Below are 26,180 nucleotides of genomic sequence, written 5' to 3' on the forward strand. Positions count from 1 at the left end.
CGTCCGCCCGGGACGGCCGTATCCCCGCGGTCGTCCGCCCGGCGGCCGCGAGCCCGACGGCCGTCCATCCGACGGCCGTACACGCGACGACCGCGACCCCCACGGCCGCCGGACCGGGCCGCGGCAAACCCCGACCGGGCCTACCCCATACCCGCTCCCCGAGGCGGGTGCGTTCCCGGCCTCGCCGGATCCCCACGCCTCCTCTGTCAAGGAGAAAACGGATGAACCGACACCTCGCCGCGGCGGCAGCGGTACTCCTGCTGCCCGTCGGCGTGCTCGCCGCCACGAGCACGCCGGCCGCCGCCGCCCCCGACCGTGACGCCGCCCCCGCACCGGCGGCCGCCGACGCCGCCTCGCCGGAGATGTTCGCCGCGATGCAGCGCGACCTCGGCCTCACCGCCGAGCAGGCCCGCACCCGGCTCGCCAGGGACGCCACGGCCAGCCGTACCGAAGCCGACCTGCGCAAGACGCTCGGCGGCACGTTCGGCGGCGCCTGGCTGACCGCGGACGCCTCCTCGTTCGTCGTCGCCGTCACCGACGCCAGGCAGGCCGCGAAGGTCCGCGCCGCCGGCGCCGAGGCCCGGATCGTCAGCCGCAGCATCGCCCAACTCGACGCGGTCAAGGCGAAGCTGGACGGCAGCGCCGCCAAGACCTCCGCCACCTCGGTCGCCGGCTGGTACGTCGACGTCGCCACCAACGCCGTCGTCGTCCTCGCCCGCGGCGGCACCGCCGCGGCGGCGGACTTCGTCAAGGCCAGTGGTGTCGACGCGGCCGCCGTCCGGGTCGTCGCCTCGACCGAGGCCCCGAAGACGCTGTACGACGTACGCGGCGGCGACGCCTACTACATGGGCGGCCGCTGCTCGGTCGGCTTCTCGGTCACCGGCGGTTTCGTCACCGCCGGCCACTGCGGCACCGTCGGCACCCCCACCCAGGGCTACAACAACGTCTCCCAGGGCACGTTCCGTGGCTCGTCGTTCCCCGGCAACGACTACGCCTGGGTGCAGACGAACTCCAACTGGACCCCGCAGCCGTGGGTCAACAACTACGCCGGCGGCAACGTGATCGTCGCCGGTAACACCGAGGCCGCCGTCGGCGCGTCGGTCTGCCGCTCCGGCTCCACGACCGGCTGGCGGTGCGGCACCGTCCAGGCCAAGAACTCCACCGTCTACTACGCCGAGGGCACGGTCAGCGGCCTGACCCGGACCACCGCGTGCGCCGAGCCCGGCGACTCCGGCGGCTCGTGGCTCGCCGGCCAGCAGGCGCAGGGCGTCACCTCCGGCGGTTCCGGCAACTGCTCGGTCGGCGGCACGACGTACTTCCAGCCGCTGAACGAGATCCTGTCGGCGTACGGCCTGACCCTGCGTACGTCGACCGGCGGCAACCCGAACCCGCCGACCGGGTGCAGCGGCCACGAGTTCACGTACACCGGCTCGCTGAGCAGCGGCGGCAACGCCTACCAGCCGGGCGGCACGTACTACTACTCGTCGACGTCGGGCCAGCACCGGGGCTGCCTGGACGGGCCGAACGGCACCGACTTCGACCTGTACCTGCAGAAGTGGAACGGCGCCAGCTGGCTGAACGTGGCCAGCGGCACCTCGACCGGCCCGGACGAGACGGTCACCTACTCCGGCACCGCCGGCTACTACCGCTACCGGGTGCACGCGTACAGCGGCTCCGGCAGCTACACCCTGGGCCTCACCAACCCGTAACGCCCCCCGCCCCCCACCCCCAAGATCCGCGTGATCAGGGATCAAGTCGCTCGTGTCGTCGGCGTGTCGACCACTGCGGCCCCTGATCACGCGGATCTTGCCGTGCCCTGGACGGGACGGAGCCGGGGCGGCGGGTGCGAACGGGCGCCGACCGGGTAGGCCCGTGACATGACGCAGACAGAGCCGCCCGACGACACCGGCACGCTGGCCACCGCCCGCCGGGCGGCCGCCGCACACACCGCCGCCGCCCGGGACGTGGAGGCGTTCCTGCGTCGGCTGCCGGCCGTACCGGAGCCGCCACACATCACCGAGTACGCGACCCTCGTCGCCCGCGAAGAGGCGATCCGTGCCGAACGGACGGCCGCCACCGACGCCCTCGGCCTGGAACTGCCCAGCCTCGGATCCGCCTGACCCTCCGTACCTCCCGCCCCGCCGCCCCGTCCGGGGTGTCCTGTGTCCTGCGGCGACGCGTCCCCCCGGCGGTGCCGATCCCCCGGCGGCGGTGCCGATCAAGGAGAAGGCGTGCCCGGTTCGCGGTGATTCGTCGCCCAACTTGTCCTTGATCAGGGGTCGCGCCGTCGACCACTCGGCGTTCGCGACGCGATCGAGGACGAACCGTGCCCGCCCCGTACGGATTTGTCGCACAACTTCTCCTTGATCAACGCCCGCTCGGCGTGACCGGCGCGCTCGGCGTGATCGACGCCCGCTCGGCGTGACCGGCGCGCTCGGCGTGATCGACGCCCGCTCGGCGTGACGCGCTCGGCGTGTGCTTGGCGTGCCGGGGCGCGGGCGGGTCAGGTTGCGCGTAGGGGGTCGTGGCCGAGGTCCAGGAGGGCGTGGCGCCACTGGTCGTTGCCGGCGCCCTCCTCCGGCCGGTCGGCGAGCAGGTCCTGGATCTGCTCCACGGTCGTCCGCATGACGTCGAGGTCGCCGTTGGTCAGGTCGACCTTGCGCCGGCCGAGGATGTCGAGGATCGCCCCGCCCGGCTGCGGCATCGTCTGCTCGGGCGGGCCGGGGAACCCGTCCTCGTCGGAGGCCCGGACCAGCAGCCAGTTCCGCAACTGCCCGGAGTCGACGTTGACGTACGCGTGGAACTCGTCCCAGAGTTCGTTGACCTCCGGGTCGGTGCGGTCCGGTGTGGGCATGTCACTCCTGTCGTCAGGCCCACTCCCCCGCGATCTTGCGCTTGTCGCCCGACAAACCGGAACAGAAGGGGGAGACAACTGCAAGATCGCCGAAAAGGAGAGGAGCGGGGAACGGGGCGGCGGTCAGCGGCCGGAGATCGAGGCGGGTTCGGGGTGGCGGCCGGCCGCCTCGGTGCCCGAGACGTCGAAGACCAGCTCGCCGTCGCGGGCGTCGACGCGTACCCGCTGGCCGGCCGACAGCGTCCCGTCGAGCAGCATCCGGGACAGCCGGTTGTCGACCTCGCGCTGGATCGTCCGGCGCATGGGTCGCGCCCCGAAGCGGGGTTCGTGACCGTGCTCGGCGATCCAGTCGATCGCGGCCGGGGTGAGGTCGACGTTGATGTTCTGGGCGTGCAGCCGCCGCCGGGTCTCGTCGAGCATCAGTTCGGTGATCTGGCGCAACTGCTGCGCCTCCAGCCGGCGGAAGATGATCACCTCGTCGATCCGGTTGAGGAACTCCGGCCGGAACGACTCCTGGAGCAGGCGCATCAGCCGCTCCCGCAGGTCGCGGTCCTCTCCCCCACCCTCGCCGTCGGTGCCGAAGCCGACACTGCGCCGGCTGCCGGTGATCAGGTCCGAGCCGAGGTTGCTGGTCATGATCATGACCGTGTTGCGGAAGTTCACCGTCCGCCCCTGGCTGTCGGTCAGCCGTCCCTCGTCGAGCACCTGGAGCAGGACGTTGAAGATGTCCGGGTGTGCCTTCTCGATCTCGTCGAAGAGCACGACCGCGTACGGGCGGCGGCGCACCGCCTCGGTGAGCTGCCCGGCCTCCTCGTAGCCGACGTAGCCCGGCGGCGCGCCGACCAGCCGGCTGACGGTGTGCTTCTCCTGGAACTCGCTCATGTCGAAGCGCACCATCCGCTCCGACTCGCCGAACAGCGCCTCGGCCAGCGCCCGCGCCAGTTCGGTCTTGCCGACGCCGGTCGGGCCGAGGAACAGGAAGCTGCCCATCGGCCGGTCCGGGTCGGCCAGGCCGGTACGCGACCGGCGGACCGCCTCGGCGACCGCGGTGACCGCGTCCTCCTGCCCGACGACCCGCTCGTGCAGGTGGGTCTCCAGCCGCAGCAGCCGGTCGCGTTCCTCCTCGGTGAGCTGGTTGACCGGGATGCCGGTGGCCCGGGACACGACCTCGGCGATCTCCTGGGTACGTACCTGCGGCACCCGGCCGTCGCCGCCGCCGCGGGCGGTCTCGAACCGCTCGCGGGCCTCGCGCAGCCGGTCGCGCAGCGACGACGCGCGCTCGTACTGCTCGTCGGCGACCGCCTGGTCCTTGTCGCGCTTGAGCTGCTCCACCTGCCGTTCGAGGTCGCGTACGTCGGCGGCGGGCGTGCGGGTCTGCAGCCGTACCCGCGCTCCGGCCTGGTCGATGAGGTCGATGGCCTTGTCCGGCAGGAAACGGTCGGTGACGTACCGGTCGGACAGCTCGGCGGCGGCGACCAGCGCCTCGTCGGTGAACCGCACCTGGTGGTGGGCCTCGTAGCGGTCGCGCAGGCCACGCAGGATCGCGACGGTGTCCTCGACGCTCGGCTCCGGGACCACGACCGCCTGGAAGCGGCGGGCCAGCGCCGCGTCCTTCTCGATGTGCCGGCGGTACTCGTCGAGCGTGGTCGCCCCGACCACCCGCAGCTGGCCGCGGGCGAGCGCCGGCTTGAGCATGTTGCTGGCGTCCATCCCGCCCTCGGCGCCGCTGCCGCCCGCGCCGACCAGGGTGTGCAGCTCGTCGAGGAAGACGATCAACTCCTCGCCGTGCTCGCGGATCTCGTCGATGACCTTCTTGAGCCGTTCCTCGAAGTCGCCGCGGTAGCGGGTGCCGGCGACCAGGCCGGCGAGGTCGAGCTGCACGACCCGCATGCCGACCAGGGTCTGTGGCACCTCGCCGTCGGTGATGCGCTGGGCCAGCCCCTCGACGATGGCGGTCTTGCCGACCCCGGCCTCACCGATGAGGACCGGGTTGTTCTTCGTACGCCGGGACAGGATCTCCACGGCCTGTTCGATCTCGTCGGCGCGCCCGATGACCGGGTCGATCTGTCCCTCGCGGGCCAGTTCGGTGAGGTCCTGGGCGTACTGGTCGAGGGTCGGGGTGCCGTGCCCGTTGCGGGTGCCGGCGCGTTCGGCGCCGGCGGCCTGCAACGACTCCGGCTGCACCCGGCCGGCGGCCAGCATCCGGCCGGCCGGTGACTCGGGGTTCAGCGGCAGCGCCATCAGGATGTGTTCGGGTCCGATGTAGGTGACCCCGATCGCCCGGGAGAGCTGGTGGGCGTCGAGCAGGGCCCGCTTGGCGGCCGGGGTGAGCGACATGTTCGACGGGATGTCGCCACGGGGCGCCTCGCCGGGGCCGTTGAGCGAGGCGAGCAGGGGGTCGGGGTCGGCGCCGGCGCGGCGGACCAGGTCCCGCAGCGGCTGCCGCTGCAGGGCCGCCCACAGCAGGTGGTCGGTGTCGAGGTCGGCGCTGCCGGACTGGGCGGCCCGCCGGGCGGCGTCGGTCAGCAGTTCGCGGGCGTCGGCGCTCATCAACCGGGTGATGTCGACCCGGTTGCTCGGACGGCGGGGTTCACCGCGGCCGAAGTATCGGGACAGGAACTCGTCCCAGGGGTCGCTACCGGGCTCGCCGGGTCCCAACGGTCCACTGCTCATCTGCCGTTCCCTCGTCACGGGCGCGGCCCCGCCGTGACCACGCCGCCGGTGTTGCGCCGGGCTACCCGACTCGGCCGACCGCAAACGTCGCGTCCGGGCGCGGCGGTGCGGCGCCGTGCCGGCGGGGCCGGGGTACGGGAGGCTGGCCGTATGGAGACGCAGGTGCTGCTCGTCGTCGACGCCGCCAACGTGGTCGGGTCCCGGCCGGACGGCTGGTGGCGGGACCGGCCGGGCGCCACGGCGCGGCTGCGGGACCGGTTGGCCGGGCTCGCCGCGCGCGGGTTGGCGGACCTGCCGCCGCCGGTGGAGGTGGTGCTGGTGGTGGAGGGCGCGGCCCGGGGCGTGCCGCCGGTCGACGGGGTGGCGGTGGTGTCCGCGCCGGGCTCGGGCGACGACGCGATCGTCGACCTGGTGCGTACCGCGGGCCGGCCGTGCGTGGTGGTGACGGCCGACCGGGGGCTGCGGGAGCGGGTGACGGCGCTGGGCGCCACCGTGCGCGGCCCGCGCACCCTGGACCGGCCGGCGGCCGGGGCGCGGCCGCCGGCCGGACCGGCGGCGGCGGTCGGGCCGCCGGCGGCCGACGCGTCCGAACACGATGGACGGTCGGGAAACCGTGGCGGCCGCTGACACGCCGGCCGGACCTGCCGGTACGCGACGCGTGCGCCGTTGATCCGGACGCCCCGGCAGGAAACGGATAGGGTTGTGGGGACAGTCCTCCCCGCCCCCAGGAGGTTCCGTGGCGAGCGTTGCTGAGCTGAAATCCGCGATCGAGGCGGCCCTCCAGCAGATCAGTGACGCCCAGGCGGCGGTGCAGGGCGCCAGCGAGCGGCTCAACGAGGCGCAGATGACGCTGGCCGGGGCGCTGGAGGGCAGCGGCCACGAGACGGTCACCGCCGCGCAGGCGTCGCTGTCGCAGGCGAGCCAGGAGCTGGAGGACTGCCTGTCGGCCACCCTCGCCGCCGTCGAGCAGGCCCAGCTATACGTAGCGACGCTGTGATCCATCATGTCGATCATCGAGGACATCGGGGCGCTGGTCCGCGCCGCCGCTGACGACCTGCCCGCCGACCAGGTCGCCCGGGCCCTGGACCATCTCCAGAAGGCCGGCGACCGGCTGCGCTGGGTGCGGCAGGAGTCGGCGAACCCGATGGGCGTACCCGAACTGTCGGCGGCCACCGAACACGCCGAGAGCGCCGGCTACGCGCTGCGGCTGGCCCAGGAGCAGCTCGCCGAATACCTGGCCGCCATCGGCCTGGGCCAGGACGGCGGGCGGCCACCGGCCCCCGTACCGTCCGGCGAGCGGCGGCGACCGGAGCCCGAGCCGGAACCCGGCGGACCGCAGAAGAGCGCCCCGGCGGGGCCGGCGGCGGTGCACCGGTGGTGGTCCGAACGCGTCGGCGAGCTGACCGGCCGCGCCGACGAGTCCGATCCCGGCACCGAGAAGGGCGCCACCGACGCCGGTGACCTGCTGCGCCGGGTGGCCGCCGGGGTACGGTCCGGCGACAAGGACCGGCTGCACCGCGAGCTGCGTGGCGTGGACGCCTCGATCGGGCTGGGGCTGGCCGCGTCCGCTCCGCCGGTGCTGCGTGACCTGGCCACCGACCTGCTCGGGCATCCGCCGCGGGCGCAGGACCTGGACCGCCTGCGCAACGCGTTCGACGGCCCGCTGCGGGCCCTGCTGCCGAACCTGCCCAAGCCGGTCCTGGAGACGGTGCTGACCCGGGTCTGCCGGATGCCGCCGCCCCGCACCGACCCGGACGCGCCGCCGACGAACCCCGCCGACCCGGCGGTGGCGGCGGGCGTGCTGACCGGGCTGCTGCTGCAACGCCTCGGCCGCGACCCGGAGTCGGTGCTGCCGAAGGACGGCGCCCCGCCACCGGGCCAGGCCACCCCGACGCAACCCGGGCCGGCGAAACCGCCCCCGCCCGGCCTGGCGAAACCGGCCCGGCCCGGTCCGGCCCGCAAGCCGCCCCCGCCGAAGGCGGACGCTCCCGGGGTGTGGCCGCGCGGTGGCGACCGCACGGGCGGAGGCTCGGGTGGCTGACGTACGCACCCAGCTCGCCACCCGGGTCCGTGAGCTGCTCGCCGACGCGCTCGGTTCGGCCCGGGACCGGGTCGAGGACGCCATGGCCGATCTCGACGAGGCCGAGGACCGGCTGGCGCGCACCCGGGCGGCGGCGGCCCGGGTCCGGCCCCGGGTCGGTGCCGAACGCGACCAGCGGCTGGCCGAGATCGACGACCGGCACGGCGAGCGGATCGGCGTACTGGCCGACCGGGCCGCCGGCGCCGCCGCGCGGGAGGCGCCCGGGGCGGCGGGCGCGCCGTGGGAGGCGTGGCGGGCCACCCCCGCCCCGTACGACGAACCGCCGGGCGCGCTGCGGATCGGCGCGGTACGGCTGCCGGGCGTCGCGCCCGTACCGGCGCTGGTGCCGCTGCTCGACCGGGGGCACGTACACCTGACCGGCGCCGACCGGGGCGGCGCGGACGCCGTGGTCGCCGCCCTGCTGCTGCGGGCGGTCGGCGGCGCCGTACCGGGGGCGGTGCGGCTCGCCGGCTACGACCCGGAGCATCTCGGCGGCGGGCTGGCCGGGTTCGCCCCGCTGGCGCCGGCCGCGCTGCTGACGTTCGTCGGGCCGGGCGGGCTGACCGGGCTGCTCGACGACCTCGTCGACCAGATCCGGCGGATCAACGAGAAGGTGCTGGCCGGCGAGCACGCCTCGCTGCGCCGGCTGGCGGCGGCGACCGGGCGGCGACCGGAGCCGTGGCGGGTCGCGGTCCTGCTCGGCGGCGACGAGCTGTCCCGGCACGAACGCGCCCAACTGGAGCGGGTGGTCCGCACCGGTCCGGCGTGCGGCGTGCACCTGGTCGTCCGCGGGATCGCGCTGCCCGACGACCCGTCGGTCACCCGGATCGCCGTCGACGGCGACGGCGCCCGGCTCGGCACCGCCCGCGACGGGTCCGGCGGCCTGCCGATCCGCCTCGACCCGGCCCCGCCACAGGTCCTGGTCACCGAGACCTGCCGGCAGGTGGCCGCGCACGTGGCGGCCGGGCCGCCACCGGCACCGTTCACCGCCCTGCTGCCGCCCGACGACGAGATGTGGCGCGAGGAGTCGTCGGCGGGCCTGACCGCCCCGATCGGCGACGGCCCGCTCGGCCGGCCGGTGCTGCTGACGCTCGGCGACTATCCGCCGCACGCGCTGATCGGCGGGCCGTCCGGCACCGGCAAGACCAACCTGATCTACGCCTGGATCGGGTCGCTCGCCGCCCGCTACTCCCCCGACGAGCTGGAGTTCTACCTGCTCGACTTCAAGGAGGGGGTGTCGTTCGCCCGCTTCGCGCAGGGCAAGCGGGACCCGAGCTGGCTGCCGCACATGCGACTGGTCGGCATCAACGTCAACACCGACCGGGAGTTCGGGCTGGCGCTGCTGCGGTTCCTCGCCGAGGAACTGCGCCGGCGAGCCGACGCGGCCAAGCGGCACGAGGTGACCAAGCTCGGTGAGCTGCGCGCGGTCGACCCGGACGGCCGCTGGCCGCGGATCGTCGCGGTCGTCGACGAGTTCCAGATGCTGCTCGCCGGCCGGGACGCGGTCGCCCGCGAGGCCGCCGACCTGCTGGAGGACCTGGCCCGGCGGGGCCGGTCCCAGGGCATCCACCTGGTGCTGGCGTCGCAGGACGTACGCGGCATCGAGGCGCTGTGGGGCCGGCCGGCGCTGGTCGCGCAGTTCACGCTGCGGATCGCGCTGCCGAAGGCGTTGCGGATCCTCGCCGAACGCAACGACGCGGCCCAGTCGCTGCCCCGCCACCACGCCGTGATCAACGCCGAGTCGGGACTGGTCGAGGGCAACGAGGTGGCCAAGATCCCCGGCGCCAGCGACTGGGGCACGTGGAGCGAGCTGCAGAACAAGCTGTGGAAGATGCGCCCGCCGCACGCCGCGCCGGCCCGTCTCTTCGACGGCGACGCGGTGCCGAGGCTGGCCGACGCGCCGGACTTCGCCGCCCTGGCCCCGCCGGCCGACGGCGGTGCGCCGGCCCCCGGACGCGGACCGGTCGCGCTGCTCGGCGAGATCATCGACGTACAGGCGCGGTCGGCCGGGATGCGGCTGCCCCGCGCGCCGGGCCGCAACCTGGCCGTCCTCGGCACCCGGGTCGACGAGGCGTGCGCGGTGCTCGACGCCGCCGGCCGGTCGCTGGCCCGCCAGCACCGGCCCGGCACGGCCCGCTTCTCGATCGCCTGCCTGGACCCGGAGGCCGACCTGGCCGCCCGGAGCCTTTTCGAGGCGCTGTCGCCGGACGCCAACTGGTACGACGAGGAGAGCGTGGCCGAACTGATGGCCGAGACGGCGGCCGGGCTGGGGTCCGGGTCCGCCGAGCCGCACTACCTGCTGCTGTACGCCGTCGACGCGGCCACCGGGCAGTTGTCGGCGCAGGTGGACGGCGCGACCGGGCTGGCCCACCTGCGGCACGTGCTGCACCACGGGCCGGAGCGGCGTACCCACGTGCTGGCCTGGTGGCGTGGCGTGGCCCGGATGCGGGACGACCTGGGCGGGCCGGCGTCGCGTACCGACCAGATCGGGGCGTGGGTGGCGCTCGACGTGCAGGGCGCCGAGCTGACGTCGGCCCTCTACCCGGGCGGCTCCGGCGGCCCGGACTGGTATCCGCGGCCGTGGCGGGGGCTGTTCTTCGACCGGGCCGTGCACCGCACCGCCCAGGTCCTGATCCCCTACGGGCTCACGTGACCGGGCGCAGCGAGGGGGCACCGTGACCGAGCGCAGCGAGGGCACCATCTGGCTCAGGTTGGAGCACGGTGCCCGCGAGCGGAGCGAGGGGGCACCGTGACCGAGCGCGGCGAGGGCACCGGGCAGCTCTGGTTGAAGGAGGGCATTCCGGAGCGCGGTGGGAGGGGCGCCGTGCCGGATTCGTATCCGCAGTTGCTGCGGCGGCTGGCCGAGGTGACCGCGCGGGTCGACGCGCAGCGGACCGAGGCGCGGCAGTGGTACGACCGGCAGTGCGCGGCCGCCGACCGGGCGGTGCGGACCGCGCAGGACGAGGTGGAGCGGGCCCGGGCCGAGGTCGAGGTGGCGCGGCAGGAGGCGCAGGAGACCGAGGCCCGGGCGATGGTGCTGTGGCAGGAGCTGCGGGAGCGGCTCGGCCCGGCGGCGGCCCGGCTGGCGGCGGGGGCACCGGCGCCGGCCCGCTCGGGCGACGAGGATCCGCAGACGCAGTTGCGCCGGGTCCGGGATCTGCTGGACGCGGCCCGGCAGCACCGGGAGCTGCCCCGGTCGACTTACCCGCTGCTGGCGGTCCTGGGGGTGTTGGGTGCGGCGGCCGCGTACGCACTGGGGCTGGCGGCGCGGGCGGCCGGCGCCGGTTACGGCGGTGACGTGGCGGTCGGGATGCCGTTCCTGGCGCTGGTGCTGATGCTGCTCGGGCCGCTGGTCGGGCTGGCGCCCGCGCGGGTGGTCGCCGACCGGCGGCAGGCGTCGCTGGATGTGCGGGCCGGGCTGGTGGTGGTGGTCGCCGGTGCGGTCACCACGCTGATGCTGCTGGTGGCGTTGCGCTGAGTTCCGGTTCGCGGTCGGTGGTCCACGCCGGCTGGGCCGCCGTGGTGTCCGGCGGCGGCGCGGGTACGGCGACCGCCTCGCGCAGCAGGCGGCGGGCCAGGACGAGGCGGTCGGCGTCGTCGTCGAGGCCGGGCAGGTCGCCGACCCGGCATCCGCCGCTGGCCAGTACGGCCCGCACGGCCGGCTCGCACCACCGGGGCAGGCTGATGGTCCGGTCGGGCAGGCGCAGCGCGACGCGGTCGGTGCCGTCGGGTTCGAGGCGCCAGCGCAGTGCGGGCCGGGGTGCGACGCGGCTGTCGGGGTGAAGAGTGTCGATCGCGGCGGCCTGGGCCAGTGGCCGGATCGGTGCGGGGCGGCTGGCCGGCCAGGCCCGGTCGCGTAGCCGGGCGGCGACCTGGGCCGGGTCGGCGGTGCGCAGCCAGTCGCGCAGCGCCTCGACGGTTTCGGTGAGCACGGGGGCGAGTTGCCCGGGTTCGGCGACGTCGACGCCGAACGGCAGGGTGGCCCGCAGCCGCCGGTCGGTGGCGGCGAGGCCGAGGAGTTCCTCGACGAGGGCGTAGCGGGTGAGGGCGCGTACGCCGACGGTGAGGTGCAGTGAGCTGTCCCGCTGGGCGCGGGCGCTGTGCAGGTAGCCGCGGGGCAGGTAGAGGGCGTCGCCGGGTTCGAGTACGACGTCGAGGACGGGCGCGCCCCGCGCGACGGCGCCGACCTCGTCGGCGTGGCCGCCCCACGGCTGGCGTTCCAGCGGCTCGGGCAGCACCGGTTCGTGGACGCGCCAGTGTTTGCGGCCGTCGACCTGCAGGACGAAGACGTCGTGGGTGTCGTAGTGGGTGGCGAAGCCCTGGCTGCCGGGCGGGGTCAGGTAGGCGTTGACCTGGAGCGGCTGCCCGAGGTCGAGGCCGAGTTGGCGGGTGAAGTCGATCAGTGGCGGCCAGTTGCGGTGCAGGCCCTGCAGGACGAGGGTGGCGCCGCCGGCGTACAGGTCGAGGACCCGTTCGTCGAGGACCTGGTCGGTGATCTCGGCGCCGGCCCCGCCGCCGCCGGTGTAGCTGCCGGCCGGCAGCACCCGGCCGTCGCCGGCCACCCGCAGGAACGGGGTACGCAGCCCGCGCCGGCTGAGCAGTTCGTCGGCGTCGGCGGGGGCGAGCAGGTCGGTGAAGCCGTCCGGGCCGGCGAGGGCGGCGGCCCGGGACAGCAGCGGTGTCCGTCCCCAGTGGACGGCCGCGAACCGGTCGGGCGGTACGGCGACGCACCGGGCGAGCGCCGGACGGTCGGCGCCGTCCGGCGCCGGACCGCTCAGCGTCGGGCTCCGCCGTCGGCACCGCCGTCCTGCTGGCCCGGGGTGGCGCCGCCGTCGGCCGGTCCCTCGGCGCTGCCGTCCGCGCCGCCGTCGTGCTGCCCGACGGTGGCGCCACCGTCGGCGGGTCCCTCGGCGGTTCCGTCGGCGCCGCCGTCCTGCCGGCCGGGCGTGGCACCGCCGTCGGCCGGTCCCTCCGGGGTGCCGGTGCCGCTCGTACGGATGTCGTCGTCTTCGAGACTCATCGGTGCCCCCTCGGGAAGTCGTGCGCCCTGTCGTCGCGCCGACTCCGTCTACCCCCGATCAACTCTGGCAAACCGGGCATATCCTCCCCGCTGCCCGGCCGCCCGGCGCCGTGACCGGCGACCGGCGGTCTATGATTGCCGCCGGTGTGCCGGGAAGTCTGGTCGGCAAGGTCCCAGGACCTTCGTGCCCCGCCCCGCCACCAGGAGCCCGCCAGATGCCGCCACCGCCCGCCGCGCCTCCACCGCCCGCCGTGCCGCCACGCAACCGCCTGTTCAGCCTGCCCACCTGGTCCCGGGCGCAGGCCGTGGGCCGGGCCCTGCGCAGCGAGACGGTCGGCGGCCTGCTGCTGATCGCCGGTGCCGTGGTCGCGATGCTCTGGGCGAACTCGCCGTGGCGGGCCGGGTACGACCGGCTGACCGGCGCCGAGTTCGGCCCGCACGCGCTGCACCTGCACCTGTCGGTCGCCGACTGGGCGGCCGACGGACTGCTCGCGATCTTCTTCTTCGTGGTCGGCCTGGAACTGAAACGCGAGTTCGTCGAGGGCGAACTGCGCTCGCCGCGCCGGGCGGCGCTGCCGATCGTCGCGGCGGTCGGTGGGATGGTCGCCCCGGCCCTGATCTACACCGCGGTCAACCTGAGCCGGGCCGGCGGCTCGCCGCAGGGCTGGGCGGTGCCGACCGCGACCGACATCGCGTTCGCCGTCGCCGTACTGGCGGTCATCGGCACCCACCTGCCGGCGGCGCTGCGGTCGTTCCTGCTCACCCTCGCCGTCGTCGACGACCTGCTCGCGGTCACCGTCATCGCGGTGTTCTTCACCTCCGAACTCCACCCGCTGCCGCTGCTCGGCGCGCTCGCGGTCGTCGCCGTCTTCGCACTGCTGACCGGGCGCGGCGTCACCCGCTGGTGGCTGCTGGTCCCGTTGGGGGTGACCGCCTGGGCGCTGATGCACGCCTCCGGGGTGCACGCGACCATCGCCGGGGTGCTGCTCGGCTTCGCGGTTCCGGCGGTCGCCCGTGGCGGGCGCCGGGAGAGCCTGTCGGCCCGGTTCGAGCACCGGTGGCGACCGGTGTCGGCGGGGGTGGCCGTACCGGTGTTCGCGCTGACCGCCGCGGGCGTCACCCTCGGTGCCGGCGGGCCGGCGGCCGCGCTGTCCGATCCGGCCGGCCTGGGCATCGCGCTCGGGCTGGTGGTCGGCAAGGTCGTCGGCATCCTCGGGGCGACCTTCCTGCTCGCCCGCTTCACCCGGGCCACCCTCGACGAGAGCCTGTCCTGGTGGGACGTGTTCGGCCTGTCGCTGCTCGCCGGCATCGGGTTCACCGTCTCGCTGCTGATCGCCGATCTGGCGTTCGCGCCGGGCGGCGCCACCGCCGACCACGCCAAGACCGCGGTGCTGACCGCCTCGGTGTGCGCCGCCCTGCTGGCGACCGTGGTGCTGCGCTGGCGCAACCGCGTCTACCGCCGGCTGCGCGAGCGGGAGACGCTCGACGCGGACCACGACGGCGTCCCGGACGTCTTCCAGCGCCCCTGACCGGACGGCGAAGCGGGAATGCACATATACCGACATTCGCCGTAGACCGGAGCCATGCAGGCGTGCCAATCGTGAAATCGACGGCAGCGGTACGCCCGTTCGGGCCACGCGCCGGCCGCGCGACGGGAACACTGGGGCAACCATGAGGAGCGTACTGGCGGTCACCGTCGCCGGCGTCACCGCGATCGGGCTCGTGTCGGCGGTCGTGGCCCGCCTCTACCGCCCCGAACCCACCGGCCGTCCACAGCGGATCGCGGTGCCGGCCTACTGGACCCCGGCGGTGCCCGCCGGCCGGGCGATGTTCGACGGGCTCGCCGCCACCGCCCCGGCCACCGGGATCGTGGTGGTGAACGGCTCGCGCAGCGCCCCCGAGGTGCCACACCATACGGCCTGGTCGCAGACGGTGCACACGCTGCGCGCCGGCGGCACGCTGCCGCTGGGCTACGTCGACACCGGCTACTTCGGGATCGACTTCGGGCCGGGGTCGCACTCGACCCGGCCGGACGGCGCGGGCGGCGGCGGGTCGGACCTCGCCGCGTGGCGGGCCCAGATCGACCGGGACGTCGACGACTGGTACGCCCTGTACGGGGGCGACGGGCTCGGCGGCATCTTCCTCGACCAGACCGCCGCGCTGTGCGGACCGGACAACGCGTACGTCGAACTGCACCGGGCGGTCGTCGACCGCATCCGGTCCCGTCATCCCGGGGCGTACGTGGTGATGAACCCGGGACGGTCGACCGAGCGGTGCTACGCGGGGATCGCCGACACGCTGGTCACCTTCGAGGGGTCCTATCTGGAGTACCTGGCGCACCGGCCGGCGGCGTGGGAGCGGTGGGTGCCGGCCGACCGGATCTGGCACCTGGTCTACGACGCGCCGGACCTGGCGAGCATGCACCGCGCGGTCACTCTCAGCAAGCGACGCAACGCGGGCTTCGTCTACGTCACCAGCGAGATCCTGACCCCGGACGGCCGGCGGCATCCGTGGGACCGGCTGCCCGACGACGACTACTGGCGGGCCCAGCTGGCGGCGGCGTACGGCCGCATGGTCGGGTCGCCGGCCGTGCCGGTCACGGCGGCCCAGCCGCGCTGACGGGGCCACCCGGCGAGGCGTCCGGCGATGATCCGGCGAGCCGGACATCGGCGGTTCGGTGGAGGCGGGTCCGCCGACCGGTCCGCAAACCACTTTCTTTACATTACTTTAAGTGATCATGCTGGGACCGTTGGTAGCTTCCCCACGTCCGGTGCCGGTGCACACGACCGGCCGGCCCCGGATCGCCGTCCCCTCCGGCGAAACCCAACACTCCCGTCTCACGGTCGGAGGTTCCCCCATGGTTCCTACCCGTCGCGCCAGACGGCTGGCGGTGGGCTGCGTCGCCCTCCTCACCAGCACGGCGCTACTCTCCGCGACACCGGCACAGGCGCACAACCCCGTACGACCCGGCGGCGACCCGTCCGTCGGGGCCACGAAGCCGAAGCCCAACCGGCCCCCGGTCGGCGTCGGCGAGCGGCCCGAGGTGGCCCGACCCACCCCGACCCCGCCGGCACCGCTGCCCAAGGTCAGCGGGTCGGTGCCGATCGACAAGGGCCTGCGCGTCGCGCCCGGGCCCGACCCCCGGCGGGCGTCGCCGGACGGCCGGGCCGGCACCAACGCCGTCACCGACAAGGTCGGCGTACGCGCCCTGGTCATCGCGCTCGACAGCGCCGACTTCGGGCTGGCCACCTGGAAGAAGACGCTCGACCGGGTCGGCGCCGCCTACGACGTGTTGCTGGCCCGCAGCACGCCGCTGACCGCGGCCAACCTGATCAACCCGGACGGCACCGGCCGCTACTCGGCGATCCTGCTGAGCAGCGCCAGCCTGCTCTACACCCCCGACAACATCAACTGGACCAGCGCGTTCGACGGCACCGAGTGGAACACCCTGTGGGCGTACGAGCGGGACTACGCGGTGCGCCAGGCGGTCCTCTACGCCAGCTACGGCACCTACCCGGAGGACTACTGCCTGCAGAGCGTCAGCGAGGGCGGGGTCGGCGCAACCCCGCTGGTCAGCCAGCTCACCACCGCCGGCTCGCAGATCTTCGACTACCTGAAGACCAACGGCCAGATCCCGATCACCGACTCGTACGTCTACCGCAACAGCGTGCGCGCCGGCTGCACGGCGACACCGGTGCTCACCGGTGGCGGCAACACGCTCGGCGTGCTCAGCCCGTCGACCGACGGTCGCCAGCGCCTGGCGCTCTCGTTCACCTCCAACGAATACCTGCTCCAGGCCGACCTGCTGGTCTACGGCCTGTTCCGGTGGGCCAGCCGGGGCCTGTTCCTCGGTGAGCAGCGGCACTACCTGAACGTCGACGTCGACGACTGGTTCAACTCGGCCGACCACTACCAGTCGAACGGCACCGTCGTCCCCGACGGCTTCTCGATGTCGGCGCACGACGCCTACAACACCTACACCCGGCAGACCGCGCTGCGGTCGCGCTACCCGCTGGCGAACAACTTCACCATCAACATGGCCTACAACGGCGGCGACGCCGACCTGACCGCACCCAGCACGTGCTACCCCAACGGCACCGTCGCCCAGCTCACCGCCACCTCCCGGTGCCTGTCGCCGCGGTTCCGGTGGCTCAACCACACGCTCACCCACCCGGAGATGAACCACACCAACTACGCCACCAGCTACGCCGAGGTGAACAACAACATCACCGTCGCCGGCACGCTGGGGCTGAGCGTCGACCGGACCGTGCTGAAGACCGGTGAGTACTCCGGGCTCGGCGTCTACCACCCGGACCCGGACAACGACGTCGACCCGCCGACCGACTACGGCCTGGAGGCGTCGAACCCGGCGTTCCTGCTGGCCTCCCGCAACGCCGGCGTCAAGTACCTGCACGGCAACATGTCGTTCCCCAGCCACCAGCCGTCCTGCTTCAACTGCGCGATCGCGCACCCGCTGGAGCCGGCGCTGTGGGTGGTGCCCGACTGGCCGACGAACATCGCGTACCACACGACGACGCCGGCCGAGCAGACCCACTTCTACAACTCCTTCTACGGCCCCAACGGCAAGTTCCCGTTCTGGCCGACCGACCTGACGTACGCGCAGATGCTGTCGTACGAGACGGACGTGGCGCTGAGCCACATGACCAGCGGCTCGCTCTACACGCACACGTTCCACATCGCCAACCTGCGCAACTACGGCAGCGGCAAGACCCTGCTCGACGACTGGCTGGACAGCCTGCTGGGCAAGTACAGCAACTACTACAAGGTCCCGGTGCTCAACCCGGCGTGGGGCACGCTCGGCGCGCTCTCCGCCGCCCGTACCGGGCACTTCGCCCAGCTCACCGCCGGCGCGAACGCGGTGTGGGACCGGGCGACGAACCAGGTCACGGTCACCTCCCCGGCGGCCGGCACGGTCACCGTCAGCGGTGCCCGCACGACCGGGTTCAGCACGTACGGCACGGACGTGTCGGCGCCCGTCACGCTGACGGCGGGTGGAACGGTCACCTTCACCCCGAGCCTGCGCCCGTGAGGATCGCACTGGTGTCCGAGGGCACCTACCCGTACGTGACGGGCGGGGTCAGCGTCTGGTGCGACCAGCTCATCCGTGGTCTGCCCGAACACCGCTGGGAGATGGTGGCGCTGTCGGTCGACGGGTCGGAACGACCCCTGTGGCCGGCACCGCCCAACCTCGACCGACTCACCCCGCTCCCGCTATGGGGGGCGCGCCCGGCCACACGGCCGGGCGCGCCCGGGGCGGACTTCCGGGCGGCGTACGCGGCGTTCCTCAGCGCCGTGCTGAGCCCGCTCGAACCGCGGCCGGTCCAGGCCGAGGCCAGACGCAACCGGTTCCTGCTGGCCCTGCGCCAGATGCACGAGTACGCCGCCACCGGCGGCGATCTGACCGGCGCCCTGACCTCGAACACCGCGCTGACCATGACGCTGGACGCCTGGCACGCGCTGCACATCGACTCCGACGAGCGCATCACCCTCGGCGACGCCGTCGGGGCCCTGTGGCTGCTCGAGCACATGCTGCGGCCGCTGTCGGCGCCGCCGGTGCGCGCCGACCTGGTCCACGCCGCCATGAACGGGCTGAGCGTGCTGGTCGCGATGACCGCCCGGTGGCGGTACGGCACCCCGTCGGTGATGTCCGAGCACGGCATGTACCTGCGCGAGCGCTACCTCGGTTTCCTCGACGAGGACGCCCCCCACGCGGTGAAGGTGCTGGTGCTGAGCTTCTTCCGGGAACTGACCGGGGCCGGCTACCTGATGGTCGACACGCTCGCGCCGCACTCCGTCTACAACCGCCGGTGGCAGTTGCGCAACGGCGCCGACCCGGACCGGATGTCGACCGTCTACAACGGGATCGACGCCGACCGCTTCCGGCCCGCCGCGACCGAGCCGGCGGCCCCGACCATCGTCTTCCTCGGCCGGATCGACCCGCTGAAGGACCTGCACACCCTCATCCGGGCGTTCTCCATCGTCCGCGCGAAGATCCCCGACGCCCGGCTGCGGATGTTCGGCGAGGCACCGGCCGACGGCCTCGAATACCTCGACAGCTGCCGGAAGCTGATCGCCGAACTCGGCCTGACCGGCGCGGCGACCCTCGAGGGCCGCGCCGGCGACCCCGCGCAGGCGTACCACGACGGCAGCATCGTCGCCCTGACCAGCATCTCCGAGGGTTTCCCGTACACCGTGGTCGAGGCGATGGCCTGCGGCCGGCCGGTGGTCGCCACCAACGTCGGCGGGGTCTCCGAGGCGGTCGACCGGACCGGGATGGTGGTGCCGCCGCGCGACCCGGCCGCGGTCGCCCGCGCCTGCGTACACCTGCTGCGCGACCACCAGCTGCGGGCCCGGCTCGGTGCCGACGCCCGCGCCCGGGTGCTGGAGCACTTCACGGTCGACCAGTCGCTCGACGCCTACCGGCGCATCTACCGCGACACGCTGCTGGCGGCCGGCCGATGACCGACACCGCACAGCTCTACTACGACCCGGTGGACCTGCTGGTCGAGCGGATGCGGCCCCGGCTCGGGCGCCCGGTCGACGCGATGCAGGTGGCCGTGGCGCTGGAGTCCGACGGGATCACCGACCGGTCGGCGCAGACCGACTACGGCCAGGCGGACGTGTTCATGCTCGCCGAGGAGGTGTGGCGCCGGCTCGGCCCGGTCCCGGCCCAGCGGTCGGCGCGTACGGCCCGCCACGGCGAGGGCCGGGCGCTGCGCGACATCTCGCACGGCCTGCTCTACCTTTCGCCCAGCGCGCTCTTCCCGGTGGCGCTCGCGCTCGTCGGCGGCCGGACCATGGTGGTCGCGCTGCTCGCCGTCGGCGGGCTCGGCTGGGTCTGGGCGTCCTGCTCGGCGTGGCTGGCCTACCGGCTGCTCGGGCGCGGGCTGGACCGCACCTCCGGCCGGCTGCTGCGCGGCGCGGCGCTGGTCGGCCCGCCGGTCGCCGCCGGCACCGGGCTCGTCGCCTCCCCGGCCGGCGGCTGGCCGCTCGTGCTGCTGGCCGTCGCGATCCTCGCCTACCAGATGGCGGCCACCGTGGCGCTCTTCCACCGCCGCGAGGGCGCGCTGCTCGCGGTGATGGCACCCGGTGTGCTGGCCGGACTCGGGTACGTCGCCGGTGTCGTACCCACCGGGCCGGCGGTGACGGTCGGCGGCACGTCCGTCGTCGCGGCGCTGGCGTTCGCGGTGTGGTGGACCACCCGGCCCGCCCCGGGCCGGCCGCCGGCCCCGGCCCGGCCCGAGCCGTCGTTCCCGCGCGCCGTACGCCCCGAACTGTCCCGGCTGCCGGTCGTGCTGGCGTACGCCGGACTGTCCGCCGCGTTCCTGCTGCACGCCAACGCGCCGTACCTGTCCGGGGCCGCCGACCTGGCGGTCGCGGCCGCGCCGCTGGTCGCCGGCATGGGCCTGGTCGAGTGGCGGGCCCACACCTTCGGCGTTCACGCCCGCGGGCTGCTGCACCGCACCGGCTACCCCCGCCAGTTCGGCGCCGCGATCTGGCGCCGGCTGATCGCCGAGGTCGTCATCGTCACCGGGCTGCTGTCCGGCCTGGCGATGGTCCTGCTCGCGCTGCTGTCCGCGACCGGCCGGCTCACCGACGCCGGGGCGGTGCTGGCCACCGCCCACGTCGCCGTCGGCGCCGCGTACTTCCTCGTCTTCGTCGTCGCCAACCACGCCCGCTACGCGCGGGTCTGCGCGGCGCTCGCGGTGGCCCTCGCCGCGCACTTCACGACACGGCAGATCGGGGCGGGTACCGCCGACCCGCTCCAGGACGCCGTGTTCTTCCTCGGCAGCGCGGTGCTGCTGCAGGTGTCACTCATCGCCGCGCTGGGCGGAATCCTCGCCCAGGCCTGGCGGTACCGATGATCACGATGGCGGAGGCAACACATGCACGCAGTAATCCTGGCCGGTGGCAAGGGCGTACGGCTGCGACCGTACACGACCGCCCTGCCCAAGCCACTGGTCCCGATCGGCGATGACCACGCGGTGCTGGAGATCGTCCTGCACCAGCTCTCCGCCTGCGGGTTCACCTCCGTGACCCTGGCGATCAACCACCTGGGTCCGCTGATCAGGGCGTTCGTCGGCGACGGGTCCCGCTGGGGGCTGCACGTCGACTACACCGAGGAACGCGTCCCGCTGTCGACCGTCGGGCCGCTGTTCGCCCTGCGCGACCGGCTGCCCGAGCACTTCGTGGTGATGAACGGCGACGTCCTGACCGACCTCGACTTCGCCGACCTGCTGCACACCCACACGCTGTCCGGCGGCGCGCTGACCGTGGCGACGGCGGCGCGCAGCGTCGGGATCGAGTTCGGCGTGCTCGACCTGCACGACGGCCGGATCGTCGGGTTCACCGAGAAGCCCACCTTCCGCTACCGGGTGAGCATGGGCGTCTACGGCATGTCGCGGCGCACGCTGGCGCCGTACCCGGCCGGGCTGGCCCTCGGTTTCGACCAGCTCGTCCTCGACCTGCTCGCCCGCGACGAGCAGCCGACCAGCTACGACTTCACCGGCTACTGGGTCGACATCGGACAGCCCGAGGACTACGACGAGGCCAACCGCAACTTCGACGAGCTGCGGCCGATCCTGCTGCGGCACCGGCAGGAGGAGAAGGTATGAGCGGGCGCATCGTCGTCTTCGGCGGATCCGGGTTCATCGGGCGGCAGGTGTGCCGGGTACTGGCCGCCGACCCGCGGGTCGACGTCGTCGTCCGGCCCGGCCGCGACCGCCTCGACCTGCTCGACGGCACCGTCGACGCGCTGGCCGAACTGCTGCGCGAGACCCGGCCCGACGCGGTCGTCAACTGCACCGGCGCGCTGTCCGGCAGCGGCCACGACCTGGTCCGGGCCAACACCGCGGTGACGGCGAAACTCGTCGAGGCGATCACGCTGGCGACCCCCGGCCTCCGGTTCGTCCGGCTCGGCTCCGCCGGCGAGTACGGCCGGGTGCCGCCGGACACGTCGGTCACCGAGGACGACCCGACCGACCCGGTCAGCGAGTACGGCGTCAGCCACCTCGCGGCGACCCGGCTGCTCGACCTGGCCAGCGCCGCCGGCCAGGTCGACGGGATCACCGTGCGGGTGTTCAACCCGATCGGGCCCGGCCTGCACGAGGAGAACATGCTCGGCCGGGCGGCCCGCCTGATCCACGACGCGCGGCGGTCCGGCGCCGGCTCTATCTGCCTCGGGCCGCTGTCGGCCCACCGGGACTTCGTCGACGTACGCGACGTCGCCTCCGGGGTCGTCGCCGCGCTGCTCGCCCCCGACCCCGGCGCCCGGGTGTTCAACCTGGCCAGCGGCCGGGCGGTCCGGTCCCGCGAACTGGTCCGGCTGCTGGCCGCGGAGGCCGGCTTCACCGGCGGGATCCAGGAGCGGGCGGCGGCACCGGGCCGGTCGGCGGCCGTCGACTGGATGCGGGGCGACGGCTCGCGGGCGGCCCGGCTGCTCGGCTGGACGCCGGCGTACGAGCTGCCCGACTCGGTCAAGGCCGTCTGGGCCGGGGTGGACGAGCGTTGAGCCGTACGTGGTGGCGGCGGGCGGCGGCCGGGCTGGCCGTCGCCGCCCTGGCCGCGGGCGGGTGCACCGGACCGGACCGCACCCCCGGACCGGTGTCCCCGCCCGGCCCGGTCGAGAGCTGGGTCTACCAGTTGCAGGGCTACCCGGGCGGCCAGCTGACCGAACTGGCCCGCGCTCCGCACAAGCTCGCCGTCATCGACCTGGCCCGCGACGGCCGGGACGACTACTTCACCGCCGACGAGGTGGCGGCGCTGCGCGCCTCGGGCAAGGTGGTGCTGGCGTACTTCGAGATCGGCGCCATCGAGACCTACCGCCCGGAGTACCCGGGCCTGCGCGCCGACGCCGGTGACCTGATCCTCAACCGGTGGCCGGACTGGCCGGAGGAGTTCTTCGTCCGCTACTGGGACGCCCGCTGGTGGGACCGGGTGGTCCGGCCCCGGATCGACAAGGCGGCCGCCGCCGGGTTCGACGGGATCTACCTGGACACGCCGCTGGCGTACGAGGAACTGGACCTGGCGCTGGTGCCCGGCCACAGCCGCGACGACCTGGCCCGCGCGATGGTCGACCTGATCGGGCGGATCAGCGGGCACGCCCGGGCCAGCCGGCCGGGGATGCTGGTCTTCCCGCAGAACTCCCCGGAACTGCGCGAGTACGACGGCTACCTCGACGCGGTCGACGGCGTCGGCATGGAGGAACTGTTCTTCCGCGCCCCGGACGAGCCCTGCGACGCCGGCTTCTGCGCCACCAACCTCGACCACGCCGCGGCGCTGCGCGCGGCCGGCAAGACCGTGCTCGCGGTCGACTACGCCAGCCACGCCGACAACGTCCGGGCCGCCTGTGCGCGGTACCGGGAGACCGGGTTCGCGGGCTATGTCACCACCCGCGCCCTCGACCGGATCAGCGCACCCTGCGCCTGACCGGCCACGAACGAAACCGTCCACCAGAAGGAGATCACGAGTGCCAAGCACCATCGGAGTCGTCGGCATGGGATACGTCGGCCTCACCCTGACCGCCGCGCTGGCCCGCAAGGGCTTCACCGTCCACGGCGCCGACACCGCGCCGGCGGTGGTCGAGTCGCTGTCCAACGGGCGGCCGCACATCTTCGAGCCGGGCGTGCAGGACGTGCTCGCGCAGACCGTCGGCCGCACCGTCCTGGTCGACACCGAGCTTCCCGCCGGCACCGTCGACGTCGCGGTGATCTGCGTGTCGACCCCGGTCGACGAGCGGACCCACCGGCCCGACCTGACCAACCTGGCCGCCGCGGCGGAGCAGGTGGCCCGCTCGTGCGGCCCGGACACCCTGGTCGTGGTCCGCAGCACGGTGCCGGTCGGCACCAGCCGGGCGATCGTGCTGCCGGTGCTGCTGCGGGCGTGGGGTCGGGCCCGGCTGGTGATGGCGCCGGAACGCACCATCCAGGGCCAGGCGCTGCGCGAACTGGTCGAACTGCCGCAGATCGTCGGCGGGCTCGACGACGACAGCCTGCGCGCCGGACTGGACTTCTTCGGCGGGCTGGCGGCCCAACTGGTCCCGGTGTCCAGCCTGGAGGCGGCCGAACTGGTGAAGCTGTCGAACAACTGCCACACCGACCTGATCTACGCGTACGGCAACGAGATCGCGCTGGTCGCCGAGCGGCACGGGCTCGACCCGCTGGAGGTGATCCGGGCGGCGAACATCGACTACCCCCGGCCGGATCTGGCCCGGCCCGGCTACGTCGGCGGCGGCTGCCTCTCCAAGGACCCGTACATCATGATCGACAGTGCCGGTAACCGGGCGCCGTACCTGGTCGGACGGGCCCGCGAACTCAACGAGCACCTGCCGGTCCACGTCGCCGAGCGGGTCGTCGGGCTGATCCGCGAACGGACCGGCACGACCGAGGGCGCCCGGCTGGCGGTGCTCGGCTGGGCGTACAAGGGCTGGCCGGCCACCGACGACATGCGCGGCACCCCGATCGCGACGATGATGCCGGTCTTCGCGGCGGCCGGCCTCACCGTCCTCGGCCACGACCCGCTGGTCGCCCCGGAGGTGATCCGCCGGTACGGCGGCGAGCCGGTCAGCCTCGACAAGGCGTTCAGCGACTCCGACGCCGTACTCGTGGTCAACGACCACCCCGACTACCGGGCCATCCAGGTCGACTCGGTGCTCGGCGCCGCCCGACCCAAGCTGATCTACGACTCGTGGCGCATCCTCGACGAGGCGGCGATCACCGCCGCCGGGGTCGGCTACGCCGGGCTCGGCTACCGGTCGGCGGTGGCACGGTGAGGGCGCTGCTGCTCGGCGGTGCCGGGTTCATCGGCCTGCACCTGGCCCGCCGGCTGGTCCACGACGGCCACCGGGTGACGATCGTCGACGACTTCTCCCGGGGCCGCGACGACCGCGAACTCGCCGGGCTGCGCGACCGGCCCGGCGTCGAGATCGTCTCCGGCGACCTCACCCACCCGGCCACCTGGGCGGCGCTGCCGCGCGACGTCGACCAGACCTACCTGCTCGCCGCCGTCGTCGGGGTCCGCAACGTCGAGTCGGACCCGGCCCGGGTGGTGCGCGTCAACAGCCTCGCCGCCCTGCACCTGCTCGACTGGATCGACGCCGGCAACCGGCTGTTCTTCGCCTCGACCAGCGAGGTGTACGCCGGCGGCGTCGACCTCGGCATCGTGCCGGTGCCGACGGCCGAGGACGTACCGGTCGTGGTCGCCGACCCGCGGGCACCCCGGTTCAGCTACGCCATCAGCAAACTGCTCGGCGAGGCCGCCGTGGTGCACACCGCCCGCGCCAAGGGCTTCCCGGCGGTCGTCGGCCGGTTCCACAACGTGTACGGCCCCCGGATGGGCGCCGACCACGTCATCCCGGAGCTGTCGCTGCGGGCGCTGCGCGGCGAGGACCCGTTCCGGGTGTACGGCGCCGACCAGCACCGGGCCTTCTGCCACGTCGACGACGCCGTGGAGGCGATGGTGCGGCTGATGGCCGTACCTCCGACCGGCGAGACGGAGATCGTCCACATCGGCAACGACGCCGAGGAGACCAACATCGGCGACCTGGCGAAGCTGGTGCTGCGTACCGCCGGGGTGGACCCGCGCCTCGACCCGGCGCCGGCGCCGGCGGGCGCGGTCGCCCGCCGCTGCCCCGACCTGTCCCGGCTGCGGGCGCTGACCGGCTACGAGCCGGCCGTGACCCTGGAGGAGGGGGTGCGGCGGACCTTCGACTGGTACCGGGAGTTCTGGCCGCGATGACCGGCGGGCCGCTCGCGGTCTACTACGGCGCGACGGCGGGGTGGGAGCGGCTGGCCCGCTACGACCGGGTGGTGCTCCAGCCCGGCTCCTACCCCGCCGAGGAACTCGGGCGGCTGCGGCGGTACGGCACGCAGCCGCTCGGGCACCTGTCGCTGTCGGAGGACCACGGGCCGCCGGCGCCCTGGCACCGGCACGACCGGAACCCGGAGTGGGGCGGCCGGTACGTCCACGTCGGCCACCCCGGCTGGATGCAGCACGTCGTCGACCAGGCGCGGGCGATGATGGCCGGCGGCTTCGGCGGGCTGTTCCTCAACTCGCTCAACGTCGAGCTGACGTTTCCCGAGGACCTGCCCCACATGCTGACGCTGATCGCGGCGGTGCGCGAGGAGGCCCGGCCGGACTACCTGCTGGCGAACCGGGGCTTCGCCCTGCTGTCCCGGCTCGCCGACCTGGTCGACGGGGTGCTGTTCGAGTCGTTCTCGGTGGCCTGGGTCGCGTCCGGGTACGCGCCGTGGCCGCCGGCGACCCTGGAGGCACACGCCCGGATCGCCGAGCGGCTGCTCGGCTTCGACCTGGACCTGTACGCCCTGGACTACTGCGACGACAAGGGGCTGGCCGAGTTCGCCCGCCGGCGGGCCCGGCGGTTCGGGCTGCACAGTTTCGTCAGCGACCGGGCCCTGACGCGGCTGTGATCCACCCACCGCCCTGGGGTGGCCCTGATCGGGGCCGGTGGGGCCGGCCGGGGCCGGTGCGGCCCGTCGGGGCCGGTGCGGCCCGTCGGGGCCGGTGCGGCCCGT

At 74.3% G+C, this 26,180-nt stretch carries 21 protein-coding genes and 1 pseudogene; 18 read left to right on the forward strand and 4 right to left on the reverse strand.

What is annotated here, in order from left to right; genetic code table 11:
• The first annotated feature begins 221 nt into the window (after positions 1 to 221).
• Positions 222 to 1,709: a S1 family peptidase gene (locus AB0M79_RS27055; protein ID WP_364218603.1), complete on the forward strand. Its 1,488-nt coding sequence runs from the start codon at positions 222 to 224 to the stop codon at positions 1,707 to 1,709.
• A gap of 168 nt (positions 1,710 to 1,877) precedes the next feature.
• Complete coding sequence (locus AB0M79_RS27060; protein WP_357543597.1) at positions 1,878 to 2,120, forward strand: hypothetical protein; 243 nt, start codon at positions 1,878 to 1,880, stop codon at positions 2,118 to 2,120.
• Between the two features lie 383 nt (positions 2,121 to 2,503).
• Here AB0M79_RS27060 and AB0M79_RS27065 read toward each other — a convergent pair whose 3' ends face one another.
• Entirely contained in the window at positions 2,504 to 2,854 is a 351-nt protein-coding gene (locus tag AB0M79_RS27065; RefSeq protein WP_364218606.1) for a DUF3140 domain-containing protein, read from the reverse strand.
• A 123-nt stretch (positions 2,855 to 2,977) separates the two neighbouring features.
• Positions 2,978 to 5,527 (reverse strand): ATP-dependent Clp protease ATP-binding subunit, encoded by a 2,550-nt coding sequence (locus AB0M79_RS27070; protein ID WP_364218608.1) that lies wholly within the window; start codon positions 5,525 to 5,527, stop codon positions 2,978 to 2,980.
• 150 nt (positions 5,528 to 5,677) lie between these two features.
• Between AB0M79_RS27070 and AB0M79_RS27075 the strand changes: the two are divergent.
• The 5 genes and pseudogenes from AB0M79_RS27075 to AB0M79_RS27095 all read left to right on the forward strand — a co-directional run.
• Positions 5,678 to 6,040 (forward strand): annotated as a pseudogene (locus AB0M79_RS27075) (hypothetical protein); the annotation flags it as partial.
• Between the two features lie 223 nt (positions 6,041 to 6,263).
• The gene (locus tag AB0M79_RS27080; RefSeq protein WP_364218610.1) at positions 6,264 to 6,524 is read left to right on the forward strand and encodes a hypothetical protein; all 261 of its coding nucleotides are present in this window, start codon (positions 6,264 to 6,266) and stop codon (positions 6,522 to 6,524) included.
• Positions 6,525 to 6,530: 6 nt separating this feature from the next.
• A complete protein-coding gene (locus tag AB0M79_RS27085) occupies positions 6,531 to 7,568 on the forward strand; it encodes a hypothetical protein (RefSeq protein WP_364218612.1) in 1,038 nt (345 codons plus the stop codon).
• Positions 7,561 to 10,260: an FtsK/SpoIIIE domain-containing protein gene (locus AB0M79_RS27090; RefSeq protein ID WP_364218614.1), complete on the forward strand. Its 2,700-nt coding sequence runs from the start codon at positions 7,561 to 7,563 to the stop codon at positions 10,258 to 10,260. The genes AB0M79_RS27085 and AB0M79_RS27090 overlap by 8 nt, the downstream gene beginning before the upstream one ends.
• A gap of 171 nt (positions 10,261 to 10,431) precedes the next feature.
• Positions 10,432 to 11,085: a hypothetical protein gene (locus AB0M79_RS27095; protein ID WP_364218724.1), complete on the forward strand. Its 654-nt coding sequence runs from the start codon at positions 10,432 to 10,434 to the stop codon at positions 11,083 to 11,085.
• Here the strand turns inward: AB0M79_RS27095 and AB0M79_RS27100 are convergent.
• Entirely contained in the window at positions 11,051 to 12,385 is a 1,335-nt protein-coding gene (locus AB0M79_RS27100; protein ID WP_364218726.1) for a cupin domain-containing protein, read from the reverse strand. The genes AB0M79_RS27095 and AB0M79_RS27100 overlap by 35 nt on opposite strands.
• A complete protein-coding gene (locus AB0M79_RS27105) occupies positions 12,382 to 12,627 on the reverse strand; it encodes a hypothetical protein (RefSeq protein WP_357543585.1) in 246 nt (81 codons plus the stop codon). The genes AB0M79_RS27100 and AB0M79_RS27105 overlap by 4 nt, the downstream gene beginning before the upstream one ends.
• A 215-nt stretch (positions 12,628 to 12,842) precedes the next feature.
• Here AB0M79_RS27105 and nhaA point away from each other — a divergent pair, with 215 nt between their 5' ends.
• The 11 genes from nhaA (at position 12,843) to AB0M79_RS27160 (ending at position 26,075) form a co-directional block, all read left to right on the forward strand.
• A complete protein-coding gene (gene nhaA, locus AB0M79_RS27110; RefSeq protein WP_364218616.1) occupies positions 12,843 to 14,156 on the forward strand; it encodes a Na+/H+ antiporter NhaA in 1,314 nt (437 codons plus the stop codon).
• 142 nt (positions 14,157 to 14,298) lie between these two features.
• On the forward strand, positions 14,299 to 15,246 hold the full coding sequence (locus AB0M79_RS27115; RefSeq protein WP_364218618.1) for a spherulation-specific family 4 protein: 948 nt from the start codon (positions 14,299 to 14,301) through the stop codon (positions 15,244 to 15,246).
• Between the two features lie 238 nt (positions 15,247 to 15,484).
• Positions 15,485 to 17,677: a hypothetical protein gene (locus AB0M79_RS27120; RefSeq protein ID WP_364218620.1), complete on the forward strand. Its 2,193-nt coding sequence runs from the start codon at positions 15,485 to 15,487 to the stop codon at positions 17,675 to 17,677.
• A complete protein-coding gene (gene pelF / locus AB0M79_RS27125; protein WP_364218625.1) occupies positions 17,674 to 19,110 on the forward strand; it encodes a GT4 family glycosyltransferase PelF in 1,437 nt (478 codons plus the stop codon). Before AB0M79_RS27120 ends, pelF begins: the two co-directional genes overlap by 4 nt.
• Positions 19,107 to 20,513: a hypothetical protein gene (locus AB0M79_RS27130; protein WP_364218627.1), complete on the forward strand. Its 1,407-nt coding sequence runs from the start codon at positions 19,107 to 19,109 to the stop codon at positions 20,511 to 20,513. Before pelF ends, AB0M79_RS27130 begins: the two co-directional genes overlap by 4 nt.
• Before the next feature lie 21 nt (positions 20,514 to 20,534).
• Positions 20,535 to 21,263 (forward strand): nucleotidyltransferase family protein, encoded by a 729-nt coding sequence (locus tag AB0M79_RS27135; RefSeq protein ID WP_364218629.1) that lies wholly within the window; start codon positions 20,535 to 20,537, stop codon positions 21,261 to 21,263.
• Positions 21,260 to 22,159: an NAD-dependent epimerase/dehydratase family protein gene (locus AB0M79_RS27140; protein WP_364218631.1), complete on the forward strand. Its 900-nt coding sequence runs from the start codon at positions 21,260 to 21,262 to the stop codon at positions 22,157 to 22,159. Before AB0M79_RS27135 ends, AB0M79_RS27140 begins: the two co-directional genes overlap by 4 nt.
• Entirely contained in the window at positions 22,156 to 23,076 is a 921-nt protein-coding gene (locus AB0M79_RS27145) for an endo alpha-1,4 polygalactosaminidase (protein ID WP_364218633.1), read from the forward strand. The genes AB0M79_RS27140 and AB0M79_RS27145 overlap by 4 nt, the downstream gene beginning before the upstream one ends.
• 40 nt (positions 23,077 to 23,116) lie before the next feature.
• Complete coding sequence (locus AB0M79_RS27150; protein ID WP_364218635.1) at positions 23,117 to 24,418, forward strand: nucleotide sugar dehydrogenase; 1,302 nt, start codon at positions 23,117 to 23,119, stop codon at positions 24,416 to 24,418.
• Positions 24,415 to 25,383 carry an NAD-dependent epimerase/dehydratase family protein gene (locus tag AB0M79_RS27155; RefSeq protein ID WP_364218637.1) on the forward strand — a complete coding sequence of 323 codons (969 nt, stop codon included), beginning with the start codon at positions 24,415 to 24,417 and terminating at the stop codon, positions 25,381 to 25,383. The genes AB0M79_RS27150 and AB0M79_RS27155 overlap by 4 nt, the downstream gene beginning before the upstream one ends.
• Entirely contained in the window at positions 25,380 to 26,075 is a 696-nt protein-coding gene (locus AB0M79_RS27160; RefSeq protein ID WP_364218639.1) for a hypothetical protein, read from the forward strand. Before AB0M79_RS27155 ends, AB0M79_RS27160 begins: the two co-directional genes overlap by 4 nt.
• Positions 26,076 to 26,180: the final 105 nt, after the last annotated feature.

The organism is Polymorphospora sp. NPDC051019, assembly GCF_040683055.1.
Lineage (GTDB): Bacteria > Actinomycetota > Actinomycetes > Mycobacteriales > Micromonosporaceae > Polymorphospora > Polymorphospora lycopeni.